The sequence below is a fragment of the Halorubrum sp. SP3 genome (assembly GCF_005435195.1).
Lineage (GTDB): Archaea > Halobacteriota > Halobacteria > Halobacteriales > Haloferacaceae > Halorubrum > Halorubrum sodomense.
The window spans coordinates 1-444 of the sequence record NZ_SGTU01000380.1; the positions used below are offsets into that span (position 1 = coordinate 1).

Consider the following 444-nt stretch of genomic DNA (forward strand, 5'->3'; position numbering starts at 1 on the left):
GCCCTACCGGATCAGCGGTGAAGGCGCGAACAAGGAACACTTCCACGCGGTCGGCATCGAGGACGCCTTCGAGGGGACGGGGGTCGAGGGGTACACCGGCTCCGAATCGCTGGACTACGAGACGCTGCTGGAGATCGACCCCGACGCCTTGCTGCTCCGGTACCACGGGCGAGGGATGAGCCGTTCGGAGTTCGAGGAGACGGTCGTCGCGTACCTCGAGGACCACGACCTCGGCAGCGAACTGACGGCCGTCCAGGAGGGTCGGGTGTTCCGCGGCGGGCCGATATACGCCGGGCCGCTTCACAACCTGTTCATGATCGACCGGTACGCCACCGGCCTCTACCCGGACCGGTTCGAAGACGAGCGGCTGTTCGACCGCCAGCGACTCGCGGACATCATCAACGGAGACGCCTGACATGAGCGACGACGATATCACCACGACCG

At 66.0% G+C, this 444-nt stretch carries 1 protein-coding gene; it reads left to right on the top strand.

Annotation, left to right across the window (positions count from 1 at the left end):
- The coding region (locus EXE42_RS16930) for an ABC transporter substrate-binding protein (protein ID WP_137707056.1) at positions 1 to 415 on the top strand (415 nt) is incomplete at its 5' end.
- Positions 416 to 444 lie beyond the last annotated feature (29 nt).